At 68.9% G+C, this 938-nt stretch carries 1 protein-coding gene; it reads right to left on the reverse strand.

The window, feature by feature from the left end; translation table 11 throughout:
* A partial coding sequence (locus IE107_RS34490; protein ID WP_189548279.1) for a hypothetical protein occupies window positions 1-938 on the reverse strand: 938 nt, incomplete at both ends.

The following is a 938-nucleotide window of genomic DNA, read 5'->3' on the forward strand; positions in this document are numbered from 1 at the left end:
ACGCGGTCGCGGTGCTCTGGGACACAACCGGCTCGGCCGACAGCTGCGTGATCTCCGACTCGGCGTTCAGCAGCAGGCCCGGACCTTGACTGTCCGGGAGTTCCGTTCCGTCGTCGGTGTCCTGGTGGGTCTGTCCTTGCTCCCGCGTGAGGAGGGTTTCGAGTTCGGTGGGCTCGCTCGCGGTCAGCCATCGGCCCTGGCGCCCGGTCGTCCGGTCCTGGAGGAGGGCCAGCACTCCGGTTGCCCCGCCCGCGGCGGCTCCGGCCGGCGGTCCCACATGGCCGACCGCGACATCGGGGGCGTACCAACGGCGTCCGGGCACCGCCCGTGCCGCGTCCCGCACGACGCTTCCACCATCCGTGGAGCGGACGCTCGCCGTGTCACACGCCACGAGCACCACCGGAGCCGGAGGCTGGTCGGGATCACTCAGGGACTCCATGAAGCGCGCGAACTGCGCACCGTCCACCTCCAGCGGAAGTTCGCCGGCGATGTGGAGCTTGACGCCGTCCTGGGAGCCGTGCGCGTCGAAGAAGACCGGTTCGGGTGTCCGCTGCCCGGTCGGCGCGTTCGTGCCGGTGCGCCAGGGAACCGTGCGGGGCGACGCTTCATCCTCGGCCACGGGGACGAACTTGCCGTCGTCCGTCGTCCGGTAGGCCTTGAAGGAGGTCTCGTCGGCGCGGTACTTCGTGTAGAAGTCCTTGCGTGGGGCCCAGTCCTGGTCGTTGTGCGAGGCGTATCCGATGGCTTTGCCCGTGGCGTCGCGGATCGTGCGGAGGTTCTGGCGTGCTTGGGCGAAGGAGATTTTCCGGCCGTCGTTGCCGACGAGTTCGTCCTTTGGTGTCCCGTTGGCTTGTTCCAGCTGTTGTGGTGCGGGGTCGAGGCCGCTCAGCAGTGTGCCGTTGTTCGGTAGCAGTGTTGTGTCGGTACCGGACCTGCCG

This window comes from Streptomyces gelaticus, assembly GCF_014649535.1.
Taxonomy (GTDB): domain Bacteria; phylum Actinomycetota; class Actinomycetes; order Streptomycetales; family Streptomycetaceae; genus Streptomyces; species Streptomyces gelaticus.